Below are 17966 nucleotides of genomic sequence, written 5' to 3' on the forward strand. Positions count from 1 at the left end.
ATAGTCGAACGCACTGAGGAGCCACCGCATGAGCTACCAGCCCACCCCCGACGACAGGTTCACCTTCGGCCTGTGGACCGTCGGCTGGCAGGGGAGGGACCCGTTCGGCGACGCCACCCGCCGTGCCCTCGACCCGGTCGAGTCGGTGCAGCGCCTGGCCGAGCTCGGCGCCCACGGAGTGACCTTCCACGACGACGACCTGATCCCCTTCGGCTCCTCGGACACCGAGCGCGAGTCGCACATCAAGCGGTTCCGCCAGGCCCTGGACGCCACCGGCATGACGGTCCCGATGGCCACCACGAACCTCTTCACGCACCCCGTCTTCAAGGACGGCGCCTTCACCGCCAACGACCGGGACGTCCGCCGCTACGCGCTGCGTAAGACGATCCGCAACATCGACCTGGCGGCCGAGCTCGGCGCCCGGACGTATGTCGCCTGGGGCGGCCGTGAAGGCGCCGAGTCCGGTGCGGCCAAGGACGTGCGCGTCGCCCTGGACCGCATGAAGGAGGCCTTCGACCTGCTCGGCGAGTACGTCACCGAGCAGGGCTACGACCTCCGCTTCGCCATCGAGCCCAAGCCCAACGAGCCCCGCGGCGACATCCTGCTGCCCACCGTCGGCCACGCCCTGGCGTTCATCGAGCGCCTGGAGCGGCCCGAGCTGTACGGCGTCAACCCGGAGGTCGGTCACGAGCAGATGGCCGGCCTGAACTTCCCGCACGGCATCGCTCAGGCCCTGTGGGCGGGCAAGCTCTTCCACATCGACCTCAACGGCCAGTCCGGCATCAAGTACGACCAGGACCTGCGGTTCGGCGCGGGCGACCTGCGGGCTGCGTTCTGGCTGGTCGACCTCCTGGAGACCGCCGGCTACGAAGGACCGCGGCACTTCGACTTCAAGCCGCCGCGGACCGAGGACTTCGACGGTGTGTGGGCGTCGGCGGCCGGCTGCATGCGCAACTACCTGATCCTCAAGGAGCGTGCCGCAGCCTTCCGGGCCGACCCGGAGGTGCAGGAGGCGCTGCGCGCCGCGCGTCTGGACCAGCTGGCCCGGCCGACCGCGGGCGACGGCCTCCAGGCCCTGCTCGCCGACCGCACGGCGTTCGAGAACTTCGACGTGGAGGCGGCCGCCGCACGTGGCATGGCGTTCGAGCAGCTCGACCAGCTGGCGATGGACCACCTGCTGGGGGCGCGAGGCTGACGTCCACGCGCGCAGGACGCTGTGAAAGGACCGGGGGTGGCACGAGCTCGTGCCACCCCCGGTCCTTTCACAGCGTCCTGCGCCTCACCCCGCCGCGCCTCACCCCGCCGCGCCTCACCCCGCGGCGGGTCATGCCTGCCCGGCCTCGTGCCGTCGCGGGACGCACTCGGCGGAGAGGGCTTCGCAACGCTGGCGCCGTGACCTCTTCCGCTTCACAATCTGTTCGACGGAAGCCGGTCGATCGATGGGTGGTCCGACGTTGGGTCGTCGGACCATTAGGGGGCGTGCCTCAGGGATGTCTCAGGGGCGAGGCCCGGAACCGCGGCGAGCGGGAAGCCGTTTTCAGTGCAGAGAGCGGCAGTGGCCGCGAAGGAGGCGACGCTCATGTCCAAGAACGCGAAGATCGCCGCAGGGGGCGTGGCGGTCGGTCTGATCCTGCTGATATGGCTGCCCTGGTGGGTGACGTTCCTGATCGTCGTGGGGGTTCCCGTGGCCGCGTACCTGACGCTGGACCCCTCGCAGCGGCGCAGGCTCCGCCGGATCAGCCGCAAGGAAGTCGGCCGCTGAGGCGACGGCGGGCGGGCCGTCGATCACCGCGCCCGGCCTGGCACGCCGCCGGGGCCTCGTAGGGAGCCGCGGAGCCGTCGGAGGCCGTGCCTCCGCGGAGGCACGGCCCCCGACGGGCGGGCGCGGATCGGCTCAGATGGGCCGTACGGCCATCTTGTCGAGCGCCTCCAGCAGCCCCGGCAGCTCGGGGCCGCGGCCGATCGGCAGCACCTCGCCCGGCTCGTCGTCGAGCAGGACGAACGCGATGTCGTCGGTGCGGGCCACGATCGACCAGCCCGGGCCGTCGGCGCGCAGCGTGCGGGCGTCGCCGGGGGCGAACGAGGAGCGCACACGGCCGAGCGGCGGCGGCGAGTCGACATAGGCGCGCGCTTCAGCGAGCACCCGCCTGACGCCCCGGTGTCCGCCCTTCGGCGCGCTCCCCGTACCCACCTCGGCGCGTTCCGGGGAGGGTTCGGCGGCCTGGGTGCGGTCGCCCGGCCTGGCGAACTCGTCGTCGTTGATCTGCTGCCGCCACGCCGTCCACTGCAGGGCGATCTCGTCGGCGCCGAGACGGCGCTGGGCCGGACCCCAGGTGCTGGTGTCCGGGGGGCTCAGCGGGGGACGGTCCGCCGCGTCGGGCCCGGGGTCGTGCGGGGCCGGGACGCCGGGTGCCGCGACGGCCACGGCCAGGGGCCAGCCCGGCAGGGCGGTCACGACGGCGCGCTCGTCCGGCGACAGCTCGTACTCCATGCCGCAGTCCCAGGACGCGATCGCCACGGCGACCAGCGAGACGTCGTCGATGACGACCGTCCAGCGCGCGCCGTCCCCGTCCTGCCCCAGCACCAGGCCGTACCCGTCGGCGAGGGGGGCGAGCCCCAGCGTCGCGCACGCCTCCGGGTAGTCGTCGCCCAGCACGCTCGGGAACTGCGCCGGCGTCATCAGTACCGCCGTCAGCACATACAGCGCATCGTCCGCGGCGGCGACGGCCTCATCGTCCGGCCCGGCCATCCCTGCCTCCCCAGTGGTTCGTCCATCGGCGCGCACCCTAGTGCGGCGGGAAGGCCCTTGTCACGACTCCGCACACCACGCGGACCTGCAGGTTTCCACCTGGACGGGGGCGAAACGGCCACAGTCTCCACGGGACTTCCTCACGCGGCGGGCAGGCCGAGGAGATCCCGGGCCACCGCACCCGGCGACTCGCCCCGCTCCCGGGCCAGCGTGACGACCGCCCGGCAGGCCAGTTCGCTCACGCCGAACGACAGCGCCTCCGGCGACACCCAGGCCGCGGCCTCGTCGGCGCCGTCCTGGTCGTCCTCCACCCGGGCCGCCACATAGACGGCCGCCGCTTCGAACAAGTTGTGTGCGCGCCTCTGTCGAGCGCCCGCCGGCTGTGCGGGCGTGGAGGTGCGGAGTCTGGCGGCGTATGCGCGGATCGTGTCGAACACGGGACCACCCTCCTCCCCAGGTACGGGGTTGTTGCCGATCGCTCATCTACTTCCACTCAACGTAGAGTTGGAGCTTCGACAGCAGAAGAGGGACGACGCGGTGAAGAGCGTCGAGGGCTGAAGCGGATCCGTCGAGCGGGGGCATACGGGCGGCCACATCGGGTCTGGCCGGCTCCAGTGCCGCTTCCAGTGCCGCGCGGTCGCCCGGTGTGGCACCGGTTCGTCTCAGCGGTCGGCCCCCTCGAGTGAGGCGAGGGTGTCGCGCAGCCAGGTGAGTTCGGCCCGGCTCGTGGCACGCGCGATGGTGAGGATCCCGCGCCGGAACGGGTCGTTGAGTTCCTCGGCGGCGAGCGGCCGGTCGCCGTCGTAGAAGAAGCTCGCCGGTTCCTCGAGGAACGCCAGCCGGCGGCGCAGCACGACGGCCTGGGCCGCTGGGTTCCTGAGATGCCGCAGGAACGCCAGCAGGGTGAACCACTGGTTCTCGTCGGTGGACACGGCATCAGCGACCGGCCCCGGCACTTCGGATACACGCTGGAGGAGCACGCCGAAGCGGTCGCGGCGGCGCTGGACGAGGCGGGAGTCGCGCGTGCGGAGCTGATCGCGCACAGCATGGGCGGCGCGGTCGCCATCGTGCTCGCGCGCCGACGGCCCGACCTCGTCTCCCGGCTGGTCCTCGCCGAGGCCAACCTGGACGCCTCCCCGCCGTGGACCGCCGGCAGCAGCAGAATCGCCGCCCACGGAGAGGACGAGTTCGTCGAGAACGAGTACGCGCGCGTGCTGGAGAACGTCGGTCCGCTCTGGGCGGCCACCATGCGGCTGGCAGACCCGCGCGCACTGCACCGCAGCGCCGTCGCCCTGAGACGGGGATCCGACCCCGTGATGCGCACGGTCCTGGAGGGCCTGGACGTCGACCGCGTCTACCTCAGGGCGGGCGGAGCGGTGAACTCGCGGGCAGGGAGCGGCTGGAAGCCGCCGGGGTGCGGGTGCTGACGGTGCGAGACGCCGGGCACAACGTCATGTTCGACACCCTCGACGCCTTCGCGGCCGCCGTCGCCGGACGGGTCTGACCCTCCCCGGCCCTCAGCTCTCGCGCACGGCGAGCGCGAGGAAGCGGGCGTCCTCGTCGGTGTACGACGTCATGCGCCACCCCGAACGGGCGAGCAGCGGCCGGAGGTTGGGCTCGGCCCGCAGATCCTCGGGCGTGAGCTGCCGTCCCTGGCGCGCGGCGAGGGCCGCGCGGCCGATGGGGTGGAACAGCGCGAGCGCCCCGCCCGGCCGTACCACCCGGGCCAGCTCCCGCAGGTTGTCCACCGGGTGCGGCAGGTGAGCGATCAGGCCGGCGGCGAACACGGCGTCGAGGGATGCCGGGCGCAGCGGGAGCGCGGCCACGTCGGCGAGCAGCAGCAGCCCTTCACGCGCCCTGCCCGCCCGTACGGCGGCCGCGAGCATCGCCGGGGTCAGGTCGGCGCCCAGCACCACCCCTGAGGGGCCCACGGCGACCCGTAGCGGCGGCAGGGCGCGGCCTGTTCCGCAGCCAGCGTCCAATACGCGGTCACCCGCTCGCAGCCCGAGTGCGGCGACGGCGGCCGCGAACGCGGGAGCGTCGTCCGGGAACCTGTTGTCCCAGTCGGCGGCCCGGGCGGCAAAGAACTCCTGGACGTGTGTGTGGTCGTCGCTCATGTTCCGCATGATTCCTCACCGTCACGAGGGATGCCTCTGTGCGCACGTTCGAGCCGGATGCGATCGTTCCGTCGCATCGCTGTGTCATATTCCAACACCTTTCGAAATGCGCCCCCCTTGTGCGCCCCCGCCCCGGCTAGCGTCCCGGGGCCATGGGACACCTGGACCACGCCGCTTTCGGCTGGCTGACCCCCGTGCTGTCGTACGTCATGGCCTGCACAGGCGCCGCACTCGGACTGCGTTGCACCGTCCGCGCGCTCGCCACCACCGGCCGCTCGCGCCGCAACTGGCTCGTCACCGCCGCCTCCGCGATCGGGACGGGTATTTGGACCATGCACTTCGTGGCCATGCTCGGCTTCCGCGTCAGCGGCACCGACATCCGCTACGACGTGCCGCTGACCATCCTCAGCCTGCTCGTCGCCGTGTGCGTGGTCTGCGCCGGCGTCTTCGTCGTCGGCTACAGCCGGGACCGCAACCGCGCCCTCGTGCTCGGCGGACTCGCCACCGGTGTGGGCGTCGCCAGCATGCACTACCTGGGCATGGCGGCCGTCCGGCTGCACGGCGACGTCGGATACGACCCCGTCCTCGTCGCGGTGTCGGTGCTGATCGCCGTGGTGGCGGCGACCGCGGCCCTGTGGGCCGGACTCAACATCAGGTCGCCGCGCGCGGTGACCGCAGCCTCTCTCGTCATGGGGGCGGCCGTCAGCAGCATGCACTACACCGGGATGTTCGCGGTGAGCGTGCGGGTGCACCCGTCCCCCCAGGTCCTGCCCGGGGCCACGGCGATGCAGTTCATCTTCCCCCTCGCCGTCGGTCTCGGGTCCTACCTCTTCATCACCGCGGCCTTCGTCGCCCTCTCGCCCACGGCGGACGAGCGCCAGGCGTCCGTTTCCGCCCAGCGGCCCGTCGAGAGCGCCGCCCGCTAGCGGGAGCCGCCCGAGCGCCCCCGACCCACGTCCCGAGCGAGGAGGCCATGCGCCCACCCCGAACCACCGAGAACGCCGCCCCGGGGCGCCCCCCGCGCGGCCGCCGCGCGCACGCCGGGCCACCCGCCGAGGAGGACACCCGCCTCCCGGGAGGAACCGGCCCGGACCAAGCTCGCGCGCGCGTGAAGAGCCGGCGTCTGCGGCCACGGACCGTACGCGCCAAGGTCGTCAGCCTGCTCATGGTCCCCGTCGTCTCCCTGCTCGCCCTGTGGGCGTACGCCACTGTCAGCACCGCCCAGGACATCGCCGGGCTGCGCCTGTCCCAGCAGGTCGACGCCGATCTGCGCACCCCGGTGGCCGCCGCCGTCGCCGCTCTCCAGGCCGAGCGCACCGCGGCCGTGCGCTACGCCGGCGCCCCGGGCGCGACGGACGGCAACGACCTCCAGGGCCTGGCGGCTCGCACCGACCGCGCCGTGGACCGGCTGCGGCTCGGCGACAGCACGGTCGCCGACGGCGAGGAACTGCCCGGGGGCGTCTCCGGACGCCTCAGCGCGTTCGTCACCGGCGCCGAGCACCTGCGCTCACTGCGCACCGCAGTGCTCGACCACACGACCGGCTGGGACGAGGCGTTCGCGCAGTACACGAAGATCATCGGGGCGGCCTTCGCCGTGGACGGCGCCCTCACCGGCATCCAGCAGTCCGACGTCGGCCCGCACGCGCGCGTGCTCCTCGAATTCTCCCGGGCCGCCGAGGCGCTCGCCCAGGAGGACGCCGTCCTGAGCGGAGCGCGGGCGGCGGGATCGCTGCAGGGCGACCGGCTGCGGCTGTTCGGAGCCGCCGTGGACGCACGCCGTACCCTCACCGACACGGCCGTCGCCGACCTGCCCGGCACCCAGCGTGCCGACTGGGGCCACCTCGCCGACAGCGGCTCCTACACCGCCCTGGTCGCCGCAGAGGACGGGGTTCTCCGCTCCGGGCCGCGAACGAAGCCGGCCGACGCGGCACCGCAGGCCGCCTGGAACGCCGCCCACGCGCGCGTGCAGGACGGAATGCGGGCCATCGCGACCGACGCGGGCCGAGCCGTGGCCGGCAGCGCGGACCCGGTCACCCACGGCGCGTTCAGCCCCGCTGGCGCCGCCGTGCTCTTCGGTCTCGCCGCCGTGGCCGCCTCACTCGTCATCTCCGTCCGGATCGGACGCGCGCTGGTGGTGGAACTCGTGAGCCTGCGCAACGACGCCCTGGAGATCGCGCGCCGCAAACTCCCGGAGGCCATGCGGAGACTGCGGGCGGGCGAGGAGATCGACATCCAGGCCGAGGCCCCGGCCGGACCACCCGCGGAGGACGAGGCCGGGCAGGTCGCAGAGGCCCTGACCACCGTGCACCGAGCCGCCCTGACCGCGGCCGTGGAGCGAGCCGAACTCGCCGGCGGCATCTCCGGTGTCTTCGTCAATCTCGCCCGCCGCAGCCAGGTGCTCGTGCACCGCCAGCTGAGTCTCCTGGACAGCATGGAACGGCGCTCCGACGACCCCGACGAACTGAGCGACCTGTTCCGTCTGGACCACCTCACCACCCGCATGCGACGTCACGCCGAGAGCCTGATCATCCTCTCCGGTGCGGCTCCCGGCCGCGCCTGGCGCATGCCGGTCTCCCTGACCAACGTCGCCAGGGCCGCCGTGTCGGAGGTCGAGGACTACGCGCGCGTGGAGGTGCGCCAGCTCCCCGAGACACACGTCATCGGCGCCGCGGTCGCCGACCTCACCCACCTGCTCGCGGAACTCGTCGAGAACGCGGCCCAGTTCTCACCGCCCCACACGCGCGTGCGGGTCACCGGCGAACCCGTCGGCAACGGCTACGCCCTCGAGATCGAGGACCGCGGACTCGGCATGGGCGCCGAGACCCTCGCGGAGGCCAACCGGCGCATCGAACAGTCCGAAACCCTGGACCTGTTCGACAGCGACCGCCTCGGACTCTTCGTGGTCAGCAGGCTCGCCGCCCGGCACGGCATCAAGGTCCACCTGCGGACCTCCCCCTACGGAGGCACCACGGCCGTCGTCCTGGTGCCGACCGCCCTGCTGCACAGCAGTCCGGCGGAACGTTTCCACGACCGCGGCGGGCAAGCTCGCCCCGACCGGCCGGAACCCGCCTACGCGCGCGTGCCCGAGGCGACCCCGCACCAGGAGGCCGTCGCCGCACCACCGGACCGGCCCGCCCTGGCGGCCACCACCCCCGTCGCGCACTCCACCACCCCCGTCGTGCACACCGGCGCCCCCGTCCCTCCCACCGGCGCCCCCGTCCCGCACGACCCCCCGGACGAGCCGAATCCCCGGCGCACCGCACACGAGCCACCGCCCCACGGAGTCACCACCTTGAGGTCGCACCGCCCGCCGAACGACTCCGAGGCCCTCTCCGAGGACCTCCCGCGCCGAGTGCGCCAGGCGAGCCTCGCCCCACAACTCCGGCACCAGCGCCCCGAGGAGCCCACGGCGGCACCGGCACCACAGCGCGACGACCGGCGCACGCCCGAACTCGTACGGGACCGCATGGCGGCCTACCGCGACGGCTGGGTGCGCGGCGGCGGCAGGCAGCCCGGACGCGGAGCCGCACCCGGGCCCGGCACGGACCGTGAAAGCACTGAAGGAGACCCGGCATGATCCAGGACCCGAACCCGAGGGCCGGCCGGCGGTCCGGCGAACTGGACTGGCTGCTCGACGACCTGGTGATGAGCGTGGGGGAGGTGCGGCACGCCGTCGTGCTTTCCAACGACGGCCTGGCCGTCGGCGCGTCCAGCGGCCTTCGGCGCGAGGACGCCGAGCACCTCGCCGCCGTCGCCTCCGGCTTCAACAGCCTGGCCAAAGGGGCGGGGCGGCACTTCGGAGCGGGCGGCGTCCGCCAGACCATGGTCGAGATGGACGACGCGTTCCTCTTCGTGGCCGCCGCCGGCGAGGGATCCTGCCTGGCCGTGCTCACCGCCGTCACCGCGGACATCGGTCTCGTCGCCTACGAGATGGCGCGGCTCGTCAAGCGGGTCGGCGAGCACCTCCGCACCGCGCCGCGTCTCGCGGCACAGCCGCCCGCCGCAGGTTGAGCCGGGGAGGCGGCACGGATGGACCAGGACCCGAAGGGCAGCCCGCGGGAGCCGGGCAGCCAGTGGTACGACGGAGAGGCCGGGCCGCTGGTCCGCCCGTACGCCGTGACGGGCGGACGTACCCAGCCGGGCTCCACGGGCGTGCGCCTCGAACTGATCGCGCTGGTCACCCTCGACCCCGCCGCACCGGCGTTCGACGACGACACCGGGTTGGGCCCCGAACACCGCACCCTGATCGATCTGTGCCGTACGGAGACGCAGTCGGTCGCGGAACTCGCCGCGGACGCCGACCTCCCCGTCGGCGTGGTCAGGGTGCTCCTCGGAGACCTCCTGGGACTGGGCCGCGTGACCGTCAGCCGGCCCGTGCCCCCGGCCCACCTGCCCGATGAGCGGATTCTGCGCGAGGTCATCGAGGGACTGCGGGCGCTGTAGACGAACAGGACGCGCGAGCGCCGCACATGAACGTTCCGTACCCGCCGTACGTCCCCGAGCGTACCGAACCGCACTCGTTGTGCCACCGACCGGGCCCGAGCCGGTCACATCAGGTTCGTTTCGGTCCAACCGCCCGCACCGGTGCCCCGGTTGTCATGATGCTGGCTTCACCACCGGAGCACCCAGACGTCGACCAGAGCCAGTCCTCCCGAGAGAAGTGATCATGGTCTCCGAGCACACCGACACCGCCGGTGACAACTCCGCCCTGGCGCTGAAGATACTGGTCGCCGGCGGATTCGGTGTCGGCAAGACGACCCTGGTCGGGGCCGTCAGCGAGATCCGGCCGCTGCGCACCGAGGAACTGCTCAGCGAGGCGGGCCGGCTGGTGGACGACACCGACGGCGTGGATCAGAAGGTCACCACGACCGTCGCCATGGACTTCGGACGCATCACGATCCGCTCGGGCCTGTCCCTCTACCTCTTCGGCACACCGGGCCAGGACCGCTTCTGGTTCCTGTGGGACGAGCTCTCACAGGGAGCCCTGGGTGCCGTCGTCCTTGCCGACACGCGGCGCCTGGAGGACTGCTTTCCCGCCGTCGACTACTTCGAGCACCGGCGTATTCCGTTCGTGGTGGCGGTCAACTGCTTCACGGGGGCCCGCGCCCACGGCGCCCAGGACGTCTCCCGGGCCCTCGACCTCGACCGCGGTACGCCCGTGGTGCTGTGCGACGCGCGTGACCGCAACTCCGGCAAGGAGGTGCTGATCCGGCTCGTCGAGTACGCCGGGCGGATGCACACCGCCCGGCTCTTGGACTCGGTCGGCTGAGCCCGACGCTCAGGCCGCCAGATCCCGCACGGCCACGACCTTGTCGATGGTGACGCGGACCAGCAGCTCACCCGGAACGCCGTTACGGGCGCCGTACTCCTCGGCGCGGTCCTCGCCCATGTACCGGGCGGCGATCCGGGTGGCCCAACGGCGCACCTGGTCCAGGTCCTCCGACAACCGGGCGCGGCCCGTCAGCACCACGAAGTGGAACGGCGGCCGGTCGTCGTCCACACAAAGCGCGATCCGCCCGTCACGGGCGAGATTGCGCCCTTTCACGGTGTCCTGGCCGGTGTTGAAGACCAGTTCGTCCCCGTCCATCACAAACCAGATCGGAGCCACATGGGGGCTCCCATCGGCGCGAACGGTGGACAGCTTGCCGGTGCGGGTGCCTTCCGAGACGAAGGCCCGCCACTCCTCGTCGGTCATCTTCTGTGCCATGCCGCCCATCCTGCTTGCCCGGACGGCGCACGTGGGGAAGGCTGGCGGGGAAGTTCCTCCAGCCAGGGGGAGACGTCACACGGGGAGAGACGGAAATGGGGCAGAACCAGGGACTCGGCTGGCTCCTGGACGATCTGACCGAGCGAGTGGACCATGTGCGGCACGCGCTGGTCCTGTCCAACGACGGCCTGGTCACCGGAGCGAGCACGGGCCTTCGCAGGGAGGACGCCGAGCACCTGGCCGCGGTGGCGTCCGGGCTGCACAGCCTGGCCAAGGGCTCCGGACGCCACTTCGGCGCGGGCAGGGTGCGCCAGACGATGATCGAGTACGACGACGCCGTGCTGTTCGTGACCGCGGCCGGCACCGGCAGTTGTCTGTGCGTGCTCAGCGGGGCGGAGGCCGACATCGGGCAGATCGCCTACGAGATGACCCTGCTCGTCAACCGAGTCGGCGAGCACCTCGGCGTCGACGCCCGACAGCCCGAGCGGACTCCCATCGTGGACCTCTGACCAGCGGGTTCCCGAGCCTCCTTGGAGTTATCCACAGGCCCGCCACGCGATGTGCCGCACGGGCTACGGTGTGTGCACGGCGATCGCACAGGGCGTGAGCCAACCACTCCACGGGGGAGTACGACCATGTCGGCAAACACCTTCGGACCGGCCCGCTCCGGCACCTGCACGGCGAGCCACGCCGCCCGCGAACTGGGTCTCCAGCGAGGGGAGTTCGACCTCGCCGTCCAGCTCGGCCGCGTGCGGACCGTGCCCGACGAGGGCGGGGGAGGGGGCCGCCGGGTGGAGCGTGCGGAGATCGACCGGCTCCGTGCGCAGGACGGCTTCCCGGAAACCGTGCGCGAGCGCGTGCGGGCCGTGGGCACCGCGGAGGGCGCCGCGCTCATGGAGATTCCGGCCGGCCGGTTCACCCGCCTCGCGCGCCTGGGCCTGCTCGTGCCCGTGACCTTCTACCTCAACCGCTACCGGACGGTGGTCTGGCTCTATCTCGCCGAGGAGCTGCAGGAATTCACGTCCGGTCCGCAGAACGCGCGTCTGCTCAAGGGGCGCACGCCCGAGACCCTGCGGAGCCAGCTGACGGCAGGAGTGGATCTGCGCGCCCGCAACTGGCGCGGCCGCCGGCTCGGATTCCTGCTGCGGCAGGCCGAGGATCCCTGGGCGCGGGCCGGAGCCCTGGCCGCCTTCCTCACGCCCGTCGAAGTCGCCGATCTGGTAAAGGACCCGTACGAGCGAGCCTACGTCAACCGGTTCCGGCCGGCGCCTGTCGGCCAGGGCGCTCCCGGTTCACCCTCGGCCCAGCTCGCCGAGCAGATCACGACCGCTCAGGACCCGGACGAGATCGACTGGCTGCGCAGCGAGCTGGCACGCACGGTCGAGGAGGCCCGCACCCACTCGTCCGCCCCGCGCCCGGCCGCCCGCCGCACCGCACCGGTGAGGCGCACGGCGCCCCGGCCCATCCCGCCGATGGCACGCACGGTCACCCGGCTCGCGGAACCGCCGGCCCCACCCGCCGGGCCCGGCAGGGTACTTGGAGAACAGGTCCTCGAGCGGTACCACGGAACGATGGCGCGGTCGGCCCCGCCGTCCGCCCCTCGGGACCACCACAGGCCCGGCCAGGGCCCGTCACAACCGGCGCGCGGACTGCGCGCCTGGCTGCGACGGAGAAGCCCCCGGCCCGTGCGGGTGTGAGCACTCCCGGCAGGGCCCGGGCCCGTCACCTGCGGCCGGCTACAGGGACCGGAACAGGCCCTCCTGGACCACGGAGACGAGCAGCCGACCCTGCGGTCGTAGATGCGCCTGCAGGCCAGGCCGCGCCCGCCGGTGATGATCGGGGACTCCGGTCACAGTCCTCAACGGGACCCTGTGGAGCAGCACTTCCACAACACGCTCCAGCCAGCAGCGTTTCGGTGTGCTCTCGGGGGGGCGTGTCGGGTTCTATGCCGGCGCGCCGGCGAGGAAGGCAGCCCACCGCGTGTCGGCCACCTCCTCAAGGAGGCAGCGAAACTTCCACCTCTGGCCGTAGGCCTCATCTCACGGAACGGGTCGTTTTTCAGGTCACTGTTCCGCCCGCCCTGCCGTCACGCACGGGTCCTGCTCCTCGGTGCCACGGCCTCCAGTTGGGCGCGCTGCAGTCCATCGGGAGCAGTTCCGCCACCCGCAGGCCCATCCGGTAACCGAGTGCCTGGTAGGCGTCGAATCGCCGGCTGTCGAACCACTGGTCGCTGGTGCCGTCGTGCGGAAATTGTTGGTTGGACTGAGCGTAGGCGAGGAGTGCGTAGGACATGTCGGGGGTCAGAGTGGCCCGGGCGACGATCAGCCGGCCCCGCGTCCCCAGTGGTTGGCCGTGCCCGTCCACCAGCGCGCACGGGTAGACGATCTGGCCCTCGACCACTGTGTCGACCGAGAGCCGGAGATCGAGGGCGGCCAGTGGGTTGGGCGGGGGCGGCAGGCCCGCCTGAGGCGGCTGGGGTGTGAGGGGAGGGGCGCTGCCGGGAACGAGTTTCTGCCAGTCCTCGCGCTCGATCGTGATCTCGACGCCGAGCTCCTCCCGAGCCAGGGCGATGGCTTCGCCCAGGGCGGCAGCGAAGGCCCCGGAGCCCCCGCTGGCGTCCACGCACACGGCGGTGGTGACGCCGTGCCGGAGTAGTTCGACCAAGCCGAGGTTCTCGTAGTGCCCGCCGTCCGTGACCAGTAGCATCCGGTCGTCCATCGGGTAGCGGCCGGACACTTCCCGCAGCAGGTACGGCAGGCGGCGGATGCCGGGCAACGGAGGCAGCCCCCAGTCGGCGCGCTCGTCCCAGAGAGCTCCCAGCGCACCGGGGTTGGGCAGCCAGGTGCCGAGCCGGGCGTTGGAGAGAGCGAACAGTGTCTGGAACGCGCGCGCCTGACGTCCCATGGCCGAGGCGAAGGCCGCACCGGAGACGGCAACGGCTGCCTCCACGGTCAGGTCCTTGCGGATGACCGGTCCGGCGCGGTCCCACAGGACGTCCGTCCGGGCGTACCCGACGTCGGGACCGCCGACGTAGTCGTATGACAGTGTGAACGACACCGCGTGCCGTCCCGGCGGTGTGCGGTCGTCGCCGGACAGGTTGGCCGCCGCGGCGAAGACGACCTGGGGGAAGCCGGGGCGCCGCCTGCCGTAGCAGGCAAGCGGCGTCGGCTCGTCGAAGTCGTAGGGGACCGCCAGCTGTTCGCCGTCCGGGTCGGTCCTGCGGCGGACGGCGAAAGCGGTGGCCAGTCGGGCGCGGTAGAAGGGGTGGAGACTCGTCCATGTCTGGTCGAGGCTCAGCGCGACCACGCCGAGGACGACGGGGAGGCCGATCTGGGCGGCCACCGGCCAGGTCCGTCCGACGTGGATCGCCGCGCCCAGAACGAGCAGGGAAGCCACCGCCACCACGAGGAGAACCACCCACACCAGCAGATACTTGGTGATGACGGGCACGGCGCGCACCAGTCGTGAACGCTTGACGGGCGCGACAGCGCGCTCGGCGGTCTCGATGCGCCGCCATGTGGTGCTGACCAGCACGGTGAGATAGGTGAGCAGCCCCACGGATCCACCGGTCACCGCGGTCGCCGGGGCATGAAACGTCCACAGACGCGCCGTCACCCACTCCAGGGCGGGGAGGACGACCACCACGACGGCCAGCAGCAGGCCCGCCATGACGAACGTGAGGAAGGCCTTCTTCAGCACGCCCGAGAGGAATTGCCTGGCGAAGAACAAGGACACCAGCCAGAGGAACCAGAACACGGCCGCGCAGCAGAACAGGGCCAGCAGGGCCCACAGCGGGGGCCCCCGGAAGCCCGGGAGCCGGGTCGGGTCTGCCAGCGGTACGAGGTGGTAGCCCCAGCTCAGGGCGAGCCCCAGGACCAGCAGGGCGGCGGTGAGCAGCCCCAGGGAGGCCAGCAGGCCCCGCAGGACGGCCCCGATGGCGGCCAGCCATTGGCCGGTGCCCTCCGCGACGTACTTCGAGTGCCGGCGGGTGTGGTCCTCTTCCGGCGTGCCGGGCATGAACACGTCTTTGGTCCCAGCCCTGTACCGGCCCTGCCCACCACACCGGCTCTCCTCGGCGAGCGCCAGTTGCAGGGCACCCGCGGCGTAGCCGCCTCCGGATACCGACACCAGGTAGCGCGCCCTGCGCAGCTGGGGCCGGAGCGCCTGCAGCGCGCCCAGGGCGACGCAGGCCGAGCGGATGCCGCCGCCCGAGACGCAGAAGCCGAGGCCGCCCTGTTCCCGGCCGGGCGGCACCCGGCTGCCGTTCTCCCAGCGCGCCTCCCTGGAAGACTCCGAACGCGCCTCCCTGGAAGGAGGAAGGCCACCGCGCCCCGTCCCCGGCCAGCGACGCCGGCCCCACTCCATCACGGGCCAGGGCGCGATGACATCGGGCCCCACGGGGCCGGAGCCGGCCCTGTCGCCTCTGTGCTCGCTTCCGCATGCGCAGGTGCTGTGACCTGTGCGCTCCCTGGTGTACCTGCGCCGGGCACAGCCGTAGAACACGGCGCGCTTGAGGATGATCGCGACCACGACCGCGGCCACCGGCACGGTGAGGACGAGCAACAGCCACTTGACCGTCGCGAAGCCCGCCGCCCACGCGAACGGCCAATCCGCGCCGCTCAGCCCATGCAGGAGCAGCAGCTTCTCGGTCACGGCGCACACACACGCTGCGACGACTGCGCCGATCCCGTACACGACCAGGCAGCGGTGTCTCATGCGCACCGCTATGGTGCGGCCGCTCAGCCACAACACGAGCACCGTGCTGACGGTGTACGCCCCGATGAGGACGAAGTCGGCCGTCAGTGCCGTACGGAAGTCGGCCGTCCGGACGCCGACGAGGGTGCGCGCCGCACGCGCGCTGCCGGCCAGTTGCAGCCCCGTGTCGTCGACGGCGGGGGCTTGGAGGCGGATCGAGAGCCCCGTCGCGAAGACGGCGAGGGCCACGAAGGCCAGGATGCAGCTGTGCACGCGCGACAGCGTGGCGGGGCGGGTGTCTCCCGGCGAGGCCGGCAGGCTGCGCGTCCCGTCGGCCGCCTCCTGTCTCACTGCTCTCACTGCCGGACCCCCACCGCGGACCAGGGGGCGAAGGCGTTGTCCACCGACCGCAGCGACGCTCGCAGCCCCGGGAAGTGCCGGAGCAAAACGCTGGTCATGCTGTTGTTCTCGATCCAGTCCAGGCCGGTCCGTGTGTACACCTGCGGCGTGTAGGCCGTGGTGAGGAACCGGTCGCTGTTGAGTCGGCGAGAGGCCATCAGGACGAAGATGCGGAAGGCCGTGTCGCTGAACGCGAAGCCCTTCGGGCGGGGTTCGGCGAACATGCCCACCGAGAGGTCGACACGCTCGATGTCCCCGTCGTAGACCCTGCGCAGTTCCTCGGCCCATACGGGGTTGTCCGTGAGGGTGTCGAAGTCCTTGGCAGGCAGGAGATGGAGCTGGCGCCGGAACTCGTTGTACCGGGGCACGCCCACCTCCCGCGAGCGCAGGATGTCGACGGCCCCCAGGTCCATGAGCTTGCCGTCGGGCCGTTGGAACTCCTGCAGGAACCTGGGGTAGTTGTGCAGGGTCACCAGGCCCGGGTGCGATGTGCCGAAGGAATAGAGCAGGTCGGTCAGGGAGTGCTTGCCGAGGACGTCGTACGCCTGCCGCCCCGTCAGTTCTCCGAAGGTGGCCTCCTGCAGGAGCGAGTCGTCGGCGGCAGACCTGAAGCTCCAGTCGTCGGGGATGAGGGGGTGCATACGGTAGACCGCGACGAACTCCTCCGTGAGGGAGTACGGGACGCCGAAGTGGTCCGTGCGCCCGCCCACGATGCCGCTGAGTACCTCGCTCCTGCTGAGACGGCCGAACATCTTGTGCAGGCGCTCGCCCAGCAAGCCGTACCAGTTGGCGTGCATGGCGGCGACGGTCGTCGGGTGGCTGATGACGGCGGGCGTCCATTCCACGGTGTGGATCTTGGCGATGAGCGCCGCGGTGATCAGCCGTGCCCGCTGGAAGAGCTCCTCGTCGGGCCACGTCGGGCAGGCGTCGTGCAACGCGTCGCAGATCGCGTTGTGTTCCAGTAGGAAGACCAGGTGCATCATGGCCAGTCCCAGCCAGAAGCCGGGAATGGCCGACGGGTCCTTGTCCGGGGCGTCGGGGAACGGCGAACCGTTGGGGACGCGGAGCCTGCCGCCTTCGCCGGTGCGCAGCGACCGCTGCTCGTCCAGGGTGTTTCCGTACAGTTGGGACGCGTCCCACCAGGGCGAGTTCTCGTTGAGGAAGGTCGGCGGCCGGCCGTCGTGCCCATCCACCCGGGTAGGGTCCGGGACGGTCCGCGGCACCAGCATCGGTGGTGCGGGCCAGGGGTCGTCATCGGCTAGATCGATGCGCCAGGGGCGGTCCATGATGCCCTGCCCGTGACTGACCCAGTCCTTGATCATGAACTGGAGCCAGGCGGCGACCAGGGTGTTGACGGACTCTGCCGGTACGAAAACGTGCCGGGTGAGCAGGGCCCGGCTCACCTCGCGAGGGCTCGGGGAGAGAAGACGTGGCTCGGTCTCGGGAAAGGCCCGGTCCGGCGGCACGTTGCGGCCGAAGCGCGAACGGGCCATGCCCATACGGGGATCGGCCAGGTCGTTGTAGGTGCCGTCGGCCGTGCGTCCCGTGAGGCCTTGCACGTCCGGAGGGTCGACGGGCGGCAGGTTGAACGACGGGTAGGAGCCGGTGTCGAAGAGGTTCTTGCGGCGCAGGTTGTCCCGCAGGCCGATGAGGGTCAGCAGACCCAGGGGTTTGGGCAGGCGCTGCCAGCCGACCTTCTGGTCGACGGCGACCGCCAGTCGGTCGTGCAGCTGCACGAACCAAGGGGCCCGGCCTTGTGGTGCTGTGCTCATGAGGGGTTCCTTCCGGCGTCCCGTTCCGGGAGGCGCGGCGGCTACCGTCAGCGGACGGCTGGCGGCCGGCCCCGCCACCCCCTGGCGACGAGTGTCAGGGCGACGTTGACCGTCGAGATTGCCGTGGTCGCAGCGGCCATGCGGCGCGGGAGCAGGCCCTCGCGGCCGGCGCAGGCGGCTGCCAGGGCGTCGCTCGCGTGGATGAGCGTGCCGGTCCGCAGCGCCCGGTCAAGGTCGTCCGTGTCCGCGGGGCACAGGAGTTGGGCGCCGATGACCACGGTGCGCACGCCGAACATGCGAAGCACGTAGACCAGGGCGGGCCGGCCGGGGTCAGCGCCCAGACGCCGGGCCATCACTCGCGGGGTCAGTAGCGCCGCTGCGCCGTTCACCAGTCGGATCACGGCCAGGGAACAGCGTGCGGCCGTCCGCACGTCCATCTCAGCGTCCCTTCCGGGCAGGCATCCAGGGGATGTTCATGCCCTTTTCTTACGATATGAGAAGCGGTCCTGGTGTGCGCGTCGGGGCCG

16 protein-coding genes and 2 pseudogenes are annotated in these 17966 nt (G+C 72.0%); 10 read left to right on the top strand and 8 right to left on the bottom strand.

Features of this window, described 5'->3' with window-relative positions; all coding sequences use genetic code 11:
• The first annotated feature begins 28 nt into the window (after nt 1–28).
• Nucleotides 29–1195: a xylose isomerase gene (gene xylA / locus ACZ7FF_RS17105; RefSeq protein ID WP_470813001.1), complete on the top strand. Its 1167-nt coding sequence runs from the start codon at nt 29–31 to the stop codon at nt 1193–1195.
• Between the two features lie 384 nt (nt 1196–1579).
• Entirely contained in the window at nt 1580–1762 is a 183-nt protein-coding gene (locus ACZ7FF_RS17110; protein ID WP_470813002.1) for a hypothetical protein, read from the top strand.
• 132 nt (nt 1763–1894) lie between these two features.
• Here ACZ7FF_RS17110 and ACZ7FF_RS17115 read toward each other — a convergent pair whose 3' ends face one another.
• From ACZ7FF_RS17115 to ACZ7FF_RS17125, 3 genes and pseudogenes are all read right to left on the bottom strand, one after another.
• Complete coding sequence (locus ACZ7FF_RS17115; protein WP_470813003.1) at nt 1895–2749, bottom strand: hypothetical protein; 855 nt, start codon at nt 2747–2749, stop codon at nt 1895–1897.
• A gap of 140 nt (nt 2750–2889) precedes the next feature.
• The gene (locus tag ACZ7FF_RS17120) at nt 2890–3186 is read right to left on the bottom strand and encodes a hypothetical protein (protein WP_470813004.1); all 297 of its coding nucleotides are present in this window, start codon (nt 3184–3186) and stop codon (nt 2890–2892) included.
• Between the two features lie 225 nt (nt 3187–3411).
• Nucleotides 3412–3675, bottom strand: a pseudogene (locus tag ACZ7FF_RS17125) (PadR family transcriptional regulator); the annotation flags it as partial.
• Here ACZ7FF_RS17125 and ACZ7FF_RS17130 point away from each other — a divergent pair.
• Nucleotides 3631–4253, top strand: a pseudogene (locus ACZ7FF_RS17130) (alpha/beta fold hydrolase). The pseudogenes ACZ7FF_RS17125 and ACZ7FF_RS17130 overlap by 45 nt on opposite strands.
• Before the next feature lie 13 nt (nt 4254–4266).
• On the opposite strand, the gene ACZ7FF_RS17135 reads toward ACZ7FF_RS17130, so the two are convergent.
• Nucleotides 4267–4866, bottom strand: coding sequence for a class I SAM-dependent methyltransferase (locus ACZ7FF_RS17135; RefSeq protein WP_470813005.1), 600 nt, complete (start codon nt 4864–4866; stop codon nt 4267–4269).
• A 152-nt stretch (nt 4867–5018) separates the two neighbouring features.
• Between ACZ7FF_RS17135 and ACZ7FF_RS17140 the strand changes: the two genes are divergently transcribed.
• From ACZ7FF_RS17140 to ACZ7FF_RS17160, 5 genes are all read left to right on the top strand, one after another.
• Nucleotides 5019–5792, top strand: a complete 774-nt coding sequence (locus ACZ7FF_RS17140; RefSeq protein ID WP_470813006.1) for an MHYT domain-containing protein — start codon at nt 5019–5021, stop codon at nt 5790–5792.
• A 47-nt stretch (nt 5793–5839) separates the two neighbouring features.
• Nucleotides 5840–8443, top strand: a complete 2604-nt coding sequence (locus tag ACZ7FF_RS17145; protein WP_470813007.1) for a sensor histidine kinase — start codon at nt 5840–5842, stop codon at nt 8441–8443.
• Complete coding sequence (locus ACZ7FF_RS17150; RefSeq protein WP_470813008.1) at nt 8440–8877, top strand: roadblock/LC7 domain-containing protein; 438 nt, start codon at nt 8440–8442, stop codon at nt 8875–8877. The genes ACZ7FF_RS17145 and ACZ7FF_RS17150 overlap by 4 nt, the downstream gene beginning before the upstream one ends.
• Before the next feature lie 18 nt (nt 8878–8895).
• Nucleotides 8896–9309 carry a DUF742 domain-containing protein gene (locus ACZ7FF_RS17155; RefSeq protein ID WP_470813009.1) on the top strand — a complete coding sequence of 138 codons (414 nt, stop codon included), beginning with the start codon at nt 8896–8898 and terminating at the stop codon, nt 9307–9309.
• A 223-nt stretch (nt 9310–9532) separates the two neighbouring features.
• Complete coding sequence (locus ACZ7FF_RS17160) at nt 9533–10135, top strand: GTP-binding protein (RefSeq protein ID WP_470813010.1); 603 nt, start codon at nt 9533–9535, stop codon at nt 10133–10135.
• A gap of 9 nt (nt 10136–10144) precedes the next feature.
• Here ACZ7FF_RS17160 and ACZ7FF_RS17165 read toward each other — a convergent pair whose 3' ends face one another.
• A complete protein-coding gene (locus ACZ7FF_RS17165) occupies nt 10145–10573 on the bottom strand; it encodes a PPOX class F420-dependent oxidoreductase (protein WP_470813011.1) in 429 nt (142 codons plus the stop codon).
• Nucleotides 10574–10668: 95 nt separating this feature from the next.
• Between ACZ7FF_RS17165 and ACZ7FF_RS17170 the strand changes: the two genes are divergently transcribed.
• Both ACZ7FF_RS17170 and ACZ7FF_RS17175 read left to right on the top strand, forming a co-directional pair.
• Nucleotides 10669–11082: a roadblock/LC7 domain-containing protein gene (locus ACZ7FF_RS17170; RefSeq protein ID WP_470813012.1), complete on the top strand. Its 414-nt coding sequence runs from the start codon at nt 10669–10671 to the stop codon at nt 11080–11082.
• A 126-nt stretch (nt 11083–11208) separates the two neighbouring features.
• Nucleotides 11209–12270 carry a DUF6397 family protein gene (locus ACZ7FF_RS17175; protein ID WP_470813013.1) on the top strand — a complete coding sequence of 354 codons (1062 nt, stop codon included), beginning with the start codon at nt 11209–11211 and terminating at the stop codon, nt 12268–12270.
• A gap of 361 nt (nt 12271–12631) precedes the next feature.
• On the opposite strand, the gene ACZ7FF_RS17180 is transcribed toward ACZ7FF_RS17175, so the two are convergent.
• The 3 genes from ACZ7FF_RS17180 to ACZ7FF_RS17190 form a co-directional block, all read right to left on the bottom strand.
• A complete protein-coding gene (locus tag ACZ7FF_RS17180) occupies nt 12632–15541 on the bottom strand; it encodes a hypothetical protein (protein ID WP_470813014.1) in 2910 nt (969 codons plus the stop codon).
• Between the two features lie 83 nt (nt 15542–15624).
• Complete coding sequence (locus ACZ7FF_RS17185) at nt 15625–17439, bottom strand: peroxidase family protein (protein ID WP_470813015.1); 1815 nt, start codon at nt 17437–17439, stop codon at nt 15625–15627.
• A gap of 47 nt (nt 17440–17486) precedes the next feature.
• On the bottom strand, nt 17487–17876 hold the full coding sequence (locus tag ACZ7FF_RS17190) for a hypothetical protein (RefSeq protein WP_470813016.1): 390 nt from the start codon (nt 17874–17876) through the stop codon (nt 17487–17489).
• Between the last annotated feature and the right edge of the window lie 90 nt (nt 17877–17966).

This window comes from Streptomyces sp. NPDC037126 (assembly GCF_055605965.1).

Excerpts from the sequence above, each read along its gene's own strand:
- xylA (WP_470813001.1), top strand. The coding sequence starts at position 29 with ATGAGCTACCAGCCCACCCCCGACGACAGGTTCACCTTCGGCCTGTGG.
- ACZ7FF_RS17110 (WP_470813002.1), top strand. The coding sequence starts at position 1,580 with ATGTCCAAGAACGCGAAGATCGCCGCAGGGGGCGTGGCGGTCGGTCTG.
- ACZ7FF_RS17115 (WP_470813003.1), bottom strand. The coding sequence starts at position 2,749 with ATGGCCGGGCCGGACGATGAGGCCGTCGCCGCCGCGGACGATGCGCTG.
- ACZ7FF_RS17135 (WP_470813005.1), bottom strand. The coding sequence starts at position 4,866 with ATGAGCGACGACCACACACACGTCCAGGAGTTCTTTGCCGCCCGGGCC.
- ACZ7FF_RS17140 (WP_470813006.1), top strand. The coding sequence starts at position 5,019 with ATGGGACACCTGGACCACGCCGCTTTCGGCTGGCTGACCCCCGTGCTG.
- ACZ7FF_RS17145 (WP_470813007.1), top strand. The coding sequence starts at position 5,840 with ATGCGCCCACCCCGAACCACCGAGAACGCCGCCCCGGGGCGCCCCCCG.
- ACZ7FF_RS17150 (WP_470813008.1), top strand. The coding sequence starts at position 8,440 with ATGATCCAGGACCCGAACCCGAGGGCCGGCCGGCGGTCCGGCGAACTG.
- ACZ7FF_RS17155 (WP_470813009.1), top strand. The coding sequence starts at position 8,896 with ATGGACCAGGACCCGAAGGGCAGCCCGCGGGAGCCGGGCAGCCAGTGG.
- ACZ7FF_RS17160 (WP_470813010.1), top strand. The coding sequence starts at position 9,533 with ATGGTCTCCGAGCACACCGACACCGCCGGTGACAACTCCGCCCTGGCG.
- ACZ7FF_RS17165 (WP_470813011.1), bottom strand. The coding sequence starts at position 10,573 with ATGGCACAGAAGATGACCGACGAGGAGTGGCGGGCCTTCGTCTCGGAA.
- ACZ7FF_RS17170 (WP_470813012.1), top strand. The coding sequence starts at position 10,669 with ATGGGGCAGAACCAGGGACTCGGCTGGCTCCTGGACGATCTGACCGAG.
- ACZ7FF_RS17175 (WP_470813013.1), top strand. The coding sequence starts at position 11,209 with ATGTCGGCAAACACCTTCGGACCGGCCCGCTCCGGCACCTGCACGGCG.
- ACZ7FF_RS17185 (WP_470813015.1), bottom strand. The coding sequence starts at position 17,439 with ATGAGCACAGCACCACAAGGCCGGGCCCCTTGGTTCGTGCAGCTGCAC.
- ACZ7FF_RS17190 (WP_470813016.1), bottom strand. The coding sequence starts at position 17,876 with ATGGACGTGCGGACGGCCGCACGCTGTTCCCTGGCCGTGATCCGACTG.